Raw genomic sequence first — 7,779 nt, 5'->3', positions numbered from 1 at the left:
CTCCCGGCGGGCCAGGTTCACCGGGTGGTCCTTCAAGAGGATCTGGGAGCCCGTCATCAAGTGCAGCAGCGCGTCGGCCCCCGGCCCCCGGGGCAGGTACTCCTGCACGGGCTTTCCCAGGATGTCGTGGGGCGGCGTCGTCGCGGCGTCGGCCTCGCCGCCCCTCCAGACCAGCAGGTGACGGTAGGAGACCCCCGGGTAGAACTCGAAGCCGTCGTGGCCCAGGCGCTCGCCCAGGGTGGCCACGATGCGGGCGGCCTCCCCGGTGGAGATGTGCTCCGCGCAGAAGTCGTCCAGGAAGACCTGGCCGCCCCCCACCAGCAGCGTCACCAGGTTCATCCGGTAGGCCACATCGGCGGCGCCCAGGGGCACCCCCATGGCCACCGCCTCCAGGGGCGCCCGGCCCGTGTAGCACGCCCGGGGGTCGTACCCGAAGACCGAAAGGTTTGCCACGTCGCTCCCGGGGGTGAGCCCCGGCGGGATGGTGGACGCGAGCCCCAGGGTGCCCTCCCGGGCCAGGGCGTCCAGGGCGGGCGTCGCCGCCGCCTCCAGGGGCGTACGCCCCCCCAGCTCCTCCAGGGGCACGTCCGCCATGCCGTCGCCCAGCACAATGGCGATCTTCATGGGAACAACCAGGGAGAACGAGACAGGATGACAGGATCTCCAGGATGAGGAGCTCCCGACCCGAGCCGTTCCCTACGCCCCCAATCCCCGACAAGCCCCAACCCCATCCGGTTCATCCTGCCATCCTGTCCAAACAGGCTCTTCACCCCTCGATCCGAATCAGCGCCGGGGCTCCCAGGGTCACCCCCAGGGTGTCGATCTCCCCCAGGGCCCTGCGCACGTCGGCCTCCCGCGCCTCGTGGGTCATGAAGACCAGGGGCACGGCCTGGCCGGCGTCCCGCCCTTTCTGCACCACGCTCTCGATGGAGATGCCGTACTCCCCCAGGATGCCCGAGATGCGGGAGAGCACCCCGGGCTTGTCGAGCGCGGTAAAGCGCAGGTAGTACTGGCACACCACCTCTTCGATGGGCTTGACCTGGGCGGCCTCGAGGGCCTCTTCCTGGAACGCCCGGGGGGGGACCCGCCACGAGACCCCCTGCCGTACGTTGCGCGCCAGCTCGATCATGTCCCCCACCACCGCGCTCGCGGTGGCCCGGCGGCCCGCCCCCTGCCCGTAATACAGGCTCGGCCCCAGGAAGTCCGCGTCCACGTATACCGCGTTGTACACGCCCCGCACGCCCGCGAGCAGGTGGCTCGACGGCACCATGGTGGGGTGCACCCGAACCTCCACCCGTTTGCCGTCCTTCTTGCCGATGGCCAGGAGCTTCACGTGGTACCCGAACTCCCCGGCGTACTCGATGTCCTGGGGCGTGAGCCGGCTGATCCCCTCGGTGAACACCGCCGAAAAGGGCACCCGGCACCCGAAGGCCATGGTGGTCAGGATGGCGAGTTTGTGGGCCGCGTCGACCCCCTCCACGTCGAAGGTGGGGTCGGCCTCCGCGTAGCCGAGCTTCTGGGCCTCCTTGAGCACGCGCTCGAACGCCTCGCCCCGCTCCGTCATCTCGGTGAGGATGTAGTTGGTGGTGCCGTTGAGGATACCCAGGACGCTGCGCACCCGGTTGGCGGCCATGCCCTCGCGCACGGCCCGCAGGATGGGGATGCCCCCGCCCACACTGGCCTCGAACCCCACGTCCACCCCGGCAGCCTTCGCCGCTGCAAAGATCTCGTCGCCGTGTACCGCGAGCAGGGCCTTGTTGGCCGTGACCACGTGCTTGCCGTTGGCCATGGCCCGCAGCAGGAAGCCCCGGGCGGGCTCGTACCCCCCGATGAGCTCCGCCACGATCTGGATCTCCGGATTTTCCAGCACTTCGGCCACCTCGGTGGTGAGGAGCACCCGGTCGATGGGCACCCCCCGGTCGCTCTCGATGTCCTTGTCCGCCACCCGGACGAGCCTGAGGCGCGCCCCCAGCCGTCGCTCGATCTCCCGGGCGTTCTCCTGGAGGACCTGCACGACCCCCGCTCCCACGGTGCCGATGCCGATGATGCCGACCCCGATGTCCTTCATGGCCTGCTCCGAGCGGTCTGGCAGGCTGCCGAAAAAGCAGCCTGCGTGCGCCCCGGCCCCAGGCTTTCCGGGGCCGGAAGAGGCCTCATGCTAAAGGAACGGGTTCCCGCAGGTCAACGGGATTCCCCCGGCGAAAATGCTCGGTTTTCCGCGCACTTCCCGCCGTGGGCGTTTGACCGTGGGCCCGAATTTCGGTACGGTAGCCGGGTTTCTCACCAGAGAGGTGTCCATGGAACGGTTTCCCTGGCGCAGGGCGGCGGGACTGCTGGTTGCGCTCCTGCTCTTCAGCGTGCTGCTCGACAACATGAACCGCTCGGCGCGCCCTCCGAGCCCGGCGCTCTCCTACACCCAGTTCAAGCAGGAGCTGGCCGCCGGCAACGTCCGGGAGGTCACGCTCTCCGAGGACGAGATCTCGGGCCGATTCCTGAATGGCATCGTCCTGCCGGGAGCCCCGGGCCCAATCCAGACCTTCTCCACCCCCCTTCCTCCCTTCGAGGATCCCGACCTCCTGCGGCTCCTGGAGGCGCACCAGGTGGAGATCCAGGTGCGGCGGGCGGCGGCACAGAACCTCTGGTGGGTCATCCTGGCCAACAGCCTGCCCTGGCTGCTGCTGCTGGGCTTCTGGGTCTGGACCATGCGCCGCGCCCAGAACGCCCGGATGGGACCCTTCGGCAACTTCGGCCAGGTCAAGGCCCGGGTCTACGAGGGAAAGGTTCCCCAGGTCACCTTCCAGGACGTGGCCGGCATGGAGAGCGCGAAGCGGGAGCTCTTCGAGGTGGTGGACTTCCTCAAGGAGCCGGCCAAGTACCAGCAGATCGGGGGCAAGGTGCCCAAGGGGGTCCTCCTCATGGGCCCGCCCGGCACGGGCAAGACCCTGCTGGCACGGGCGGTGGCAGGGGAGGCCGGCGTGCCCTTCTTCTCCACGAGCGCCTCGGAGTTCATCGAGATGTTCGTGGGGGTGGGCGCCGCCCGGGTGCGCGACCTCTTCGAGAAGGCTCGGGGCAAGGCGCCGAGCATCATCTTCATCGACGAGATCGACGCGGTGGGGCGGTCCCGGGGCACGGGCCTGGGGGGCGGCCACGACGAGCGCGAACAGACCCTCAACCAACTGCTGGGCGAGATGGACGGCTTCGAGGGCCACGAGCGGGTCATCGTGATCGCCGCCAGCAACCGGCCCGACGTGCTCGACCCCGCGCTGCTGCGGCCGGGCCGGTTCGACCGGCACGTGGTCATCGATCTCCCCACCCTCGACGAGCGCACGGCCATTCTGAAGGTCCACACCCGCAAGATCCCCCTCGCACCCGACGTGGACCTGGCGATCGTGGGGCGGGCGACCCCGGGCATGAGCGGGGCCGATCTGGAAAACCTCTGCAACGAGGCGACGCTCTTTGCCGCCCGTACCAACGAGACTCTCGTCTCCATGCGCCACTTCGACCTGGCCAAGGACAAGGTCGTCATGGGGATCGAACGCCCCGGCCTCACGGACGAAAACGAGCGCCGGATCACCGCCTGCCACGAAGCCGGCCACACCCTGGTGGCGAAGCTCATCCCCGGCATGGACCCGGTCTACAAGGTGACCATCATCCCCCGGGGCCGGGCGCTCGGGCTCACCCAGCTCGTGCCCGAGGGCGACCGCCACTACTACCCCAGGAGCTACCTCCTGGGAAAACTCGCGGTGAACATGGGGGGGCGGGCCGCCGAGCTCCTGGTCTTCGACGAGACCTCCACCGGCGCCCAGAGCGACCTGAAGCAGTCCACCGATCTCGCCGAAAAGATGGTGTGCCAGTGGGGCATGAGCGAGCGGATCGGGCCCGTGACCTTCAGCCGGGGCGAGGAGCACGTCTTCCTCGGGAAGCGGCTCGCCCAGGAGAAGACCTACTCGGAAGAGATGGGCTGGATCATCGACCAGGAGATCGAGGCCATCGTGCGCTCCGCCGAAGAGCGTGCCTCCGCCCTCCTGACCGAGCACCGCGACGCCCTGGAGCGCCTGACCGAGGCCCTCATGGAGCGAGAGGAAATCGCCGGCACCGAGATGGACGCCATCCTGTGGCCCGACGCAAGGGTGGAGGTGGCGGCAAGATAAGCGTTGGGCGGTTGTCCGTTGTCCGTGGTCCGTTGTGGATCCCCGTGCGCCAGGCCCCGTGCTCTGCGCCCCATGCCCCATGCCCCAGGCTCTATGCCCCATGCCCCGCGCCGACGGCTGCCCCAGAAACGAGTCGCACACATGCCCGACGAACTCCGCTCCCGGCACATCCTCGTGAAGAAGTACGCCAACCGGCGCCTCTACGACACGGTCCACAGCCAGTACGTGAATCTGCGCCAGATCGCGGAGCGCATCCGCGAGGGGAACACGGTGGAGGTGGTGGACGCCTCCACGGGCGAGGACCTCTCCAAGGTCATCCTCACCCAAATCATCCTCGAAGAAGAGAAAGACCAGCGCAACCTCCTCCCCGTGGACTTTCTCCACCACATCATCCAGGACGGGGAATCCGCCTACGAACGGTTCCTGGAGAAGGGGCTGGAGACCGGCCTCGCCGCCTACCGGGCCGCCCAGGAGCAGATGGAGACAGCCCTGCGCGGCTGGATGCGGCCCTGGCTCGAGTTTTCCGAGACCGACTCCCGAAAGGAGCTCGAGGCCCTGCGGGCCCGCGTGCGCGAGCTCGAGGCCGAGCGCGACGAGCGCGCCTGAAGCGCGTTCTCCCCCAGAGAGATCCTCCCTCTGCCGCGGCTGTCCGCCCCGCGCCCCCAACGCGGTCCTTTTCGGGCTTGCCTTGCCAGGCGTCCGAGGCAGGCTACCGTGTACTCTCATTGATGCGGGGTGCCCCCGACACGCCGGCGGCCGTCCCGGCGTCTTGACGCATTGCAGCAAGCCGACTACCCTTCGCACCTCCGCGGAAGGAGGCTCCCGTGGACCCCAAGCTGCTCGAATCGTGGCTCCGGCTCACTGCCGACGCCCTCCGGGGTACGGAGGAGGCCCGCAAGGCCCTGGAGGCCCTGGGTGCCAACCCCCTCACCCCGGAGGCCCTTGCCGCCTGGGCCCGGGCGTGGATGCCCCGGGAAGCGGCAGGCGCTCCCGGCGCGGGGGACATCCAAGCCCTGGTGGAGGAGTACTGGAAGACCCTGGGCGTGGTCCCGCGCCAGCGGTACCTGGAGCTCCTGGAGCGCTGCGAAGAGCTCAAGAGCCGCCTCCAAGAGGCGGAGAAGACCGTGAAGAACCTGCGGGAGCTCCTGGCTGCCCGGGGCCGGAGCCAGGAGGCCGAAGGCGCCATCGGCGACTGGGAAGAGCTGACCCGCAAAGCCCTCCAGACCCAGGCGGAGTGGGCCCAGTCGTGGACCGAGGGGTTCTTCTCCAGTCCAGACAGAAGGAACAGGACCCCATGAACGCGTTCGAAGGAGAGGGGAGGCCATGAACTGGACCGAGCAGACCCAGGCGATGTTGCGATCGTGGACCGAGACCCAGAAGAAGCTGTGGGAAGGCTGGGCCGAGGCCGCCCAGCGAAGTGCCCCGGCGGGAGGGGAAGCGCCTGCCTGGGCCGAGTGGGGCCAGCGCTGGCGCGATCTGGCCCGTCAGAGCCTCGAAGGGCTCGGGGCCTCCACGACCGGCGTACCCCGTGAAGTGGCCGAACGTCTCTTCACCGGTGAAGACGTGTTCCTGCGGTTCGTCGAGCAGGCCCTGGCCGTCATGCACACCGTCGCCCCCAAGATCGACGCCGGGGAGGACTGGGCCGACCTCCTGCGTCGGCAGTTCCGCCAGATCAAGGAGACCATGACCCAGGCGCCCGCGCCCTGGTTTACGCCCGAAGCGGCCGCTGCCATGGCCCGCGACATGCCTGAGCTCTGGAAGCTGTACGCGCAGGAGCTCCAGAAGCTCGGGGCGCCGTGGCTGGAGTCGCTCCGGGGCGCGCGCGGCCACCTGGGGGAGGCCATGAGCGGAGACCGCCAAGCCGTCGTGCGCATGTACAACCTCTTCATGGACACCTTCGGGAGCACCGCGGGCAAGTTCGCCGCCGCCCCCGCCATCGGGTACACGCGCGAGTTCCAGGAGAAGGTCACCTCCGCCTTCGAGACCTGGGTGGAGGTGCGCCGAACCGAGGTCGACTTCCACACCGAGATGGTGAACACGGGCCTGCGGGCCATGGAGGGGCTCCTGCGGGAGCTCGTGGAGAAGTCGGAACGGGGGGAGAAGATCGAGAGCCTTCGCGCCCTCTTCGACCTGTGGGTCGCCACTGCGGAGAAGACCTACTTCGAGATGGCCAGCACCGACGCCTTCGCCGAGGTCCAGGGGCGTTTCGTAAACGCCGCCATGCAGCACCGGATACGGGAGCGGGAGCTCATGGACGCTCTCATGAAGTCCCTGCACCTGCCCACCCGCCGCGAGCTCGACGACGCCTACCGCCACCTCCACGACCTCAAGAACGAGGTGCGGGCGCTGCGCCGCGAGGTCTCCCAAATGCGAGCCGCTCCCGCCACGGCACCGGCCACCCCGGCGCCGCCCGCGGCGCCGGGCGCCGCCGCTCCGGCGGCCGACCCTGCCCCCCCAAATGCCACCACGCGCCGAAAATCTTCCTCCAGGGCAAGATCAAGCGCTTCCCGGACCGGGAAGAAGGAGGGGTAATCCATGTTCCCTGTCCAGATCCGCCCCGAGCAGGCCATGAAAGAGATGGTGGACTTCAACCGCAAACTCCTGCGGGGCATCGACTCCATCGTCGACATCAAGGAGATCGACGTCGCCCCCACCTCCAAGGAAGCGGTGTACCGGGAAGACGAGATGGTCCTCTACCACTATCACCCCACCGTGAAGCGCCCCTGCAAGGTGCCGGTGATGATGGTGTACGCCCTGGTCAACCGGCCCTACATGGTCGACATCCAGGCCGACCGCTCCATGGTCCGCAACCTCCTCTCCCAGGGGATGGACGTCTATCTGATCGACTGGGGCTATCCCGACCGCTGCGAGCGCTACCTGACGCTGGACGACTACATCAACGGGTACATCGACCGGGCCGTGGACGCCATACGGGAGCGCCACGGCCTCGACAAGATCAACCTGCTGGGCATCTGCCAGGGCGGCACCTTCAGCCTGTGCTACTCGGCTCTGCACCCCGACAAGGTAGAGAACCTCATCACTATGGTCACCCCCGTGGACTTCCACGTACGAGACGGCTTGCTCAACGTGTGGGCGCAGCAACTGGACGCCGACGCCCTGGTGGACGCCTTCGGAAACGTGCCGGGGGAGTTCATGAACTGGGGGTTCCTGATGCTCAAGCCCCTCCAGCTCATGGTGCAGAAATACCTGGGGTTCGTCTCCATCCTCGACGACGAGGAGAATCTCAGGAGCTTCCTCCGGATGGAGAAGTGGATCTTCGACAGCCCCGACCAGGCCGGCGAAGCCATCCGGCAGTTCCTCAAGGACTTCTACCAGGGCAACAAACTCATCAAGGGCGAGGTGGAGCTCGGCGGCAGACGGGTGGACCTGAAGAACGTCGCCATGCCCGTGCTCAACGTCTACGCCAAGGAAGACCACCTGGTGCCTCCTTCCTCCTCCCAGGCGCTGGAGAAGTACGTCGGCTCCAAGGACCTGACGACGCTCGCCTTTCCCGGCGGCCACATCGGCATCTACGTGAGCGGCCGCGCCCAGAGGGAGCTCGCGCCGGCGGTCGCCCAGTGGGTAAAGGCCCGGGTCTAGCGCCCGCCACCTCCCCGGACGGGAAACG

The 7,779-nt window shown here is 68.3% G+C and carries 7 protein-coding genes; 5 read left to right on the top strand and 2 right to left on the bottom strand.

Features of this window, described 5'->3' with window-relative positions; all coding sequences use genetic code 11:
* Together AB1578_20230 and AB1578_20225 are read right to left on the bottom strand one after the other, a co-directional pair.
* On the bottom strand, positions 1-624 hold a 624-nt coding region (locus AB1578_20230; protein MEW6490222.1), incomplete at its 3' end, for a phosphoglycerate mutase.
* A 142-nt stretch (positions 625-766) separates the two neighbouring features.
* Complete coding sequence (locus AB1578_20225) at positions 767-2,068, bottom strand: homoserine dehydrogenase (protein MEW6490221.1); 1,302 nt, start codon at positions 2,066-2,068, stop codon at positions 767-769.
* 229 nt (positions 2,069-2,297) lie between these two features.
* On the opposite strand from AB1578_20225, the gene ftsH reads away from it, so the two are divergent.
* The 5 genes from ftsH to phaC all read left to right on the top strand — a co-directional run bounded on the left by ftsH (position 2,298) and on the right by phaC (position 7,751).
* Positions 2,298-4,151 (top strand): ATP-dependent zinc metalloprotease FtsH, encoded by a 1,854-nt coding sequence (gene ftsH / locus AB1578_20220; GenBank protein ID MEW6490220.1) that lies wholly within the window; start codon positions 2,298-2,300, stop codon positions 4,149-4,151.
* A 141-nt stretch (positions 4,152-4,292) separates the two neighbouring features.
* Entirely contained in the window at positions 4,293-4,757 is a 465-nt protein-coding gene (locus AB1578_20215) for a polyhydroxyalkanoate synthesis regulator DNA-binding domain-containing protein (protein ID MEW6490219.1), read from the top strand.
* A gap of 218 nt (positions 4,758-4,975) precedes the next feature.
* The gene (locus AB1578_20210; GenBank protein ID MEW6490218.1) at positions 4,976-5,449 is read left to right on the top strand and encodes a hypothetical protein; all 474 of its coding nucleotides are present in this window, start codon (positions 4,976-4,978) and stop codon (positions 5,447-5,449) included.
* A 25-nt stretch (positions 5,450-5,474) separates the two neighbouring features.
* Positions 5,475-6,683 (top strand): class III poly(R)-hydroxyalkanoic acid synthase subunit PhaE, encoded by a 1,209-nt coding sequence (gene phaE, locus AB1578_20205; protein MEW6490217.1) that lies wholly within the window; start codon positions 5,475-5,477, stop codon positions 6,681-6,683.
* A gap of 3 nt (positions 6,684-6,686) precedes the next feature.
* Positions 6,687-7,751 carry a class III poly(R)-hydroxyalkanoic acid synthase subunit PhaC gene (gene phaC / locus AB1578_20200; GenBank protein MEW6490216.1) on the top strand — a complete coding sequence of 355 codons (1,065 nt, stop codon included), beginning with the start codon at positions 6,687-6,689 and terminating at the stop codon, positions 7,749-7,751.
* Positions 7,752-7,779 lie beyond the last annotated feature (28 nt).

The organism is Thermodesulfobacteriota bacterium, assembly GCA_040756475.1.
Taxonomy (GTDB): Bacteria; Desulfobacterota; Deferrisomatia; order Deferrisomatales; family JACRMM01; genus JBFLZB01.
This window is presented reverse-complemented; position numbering and strand designations above follow the sequence as displayed.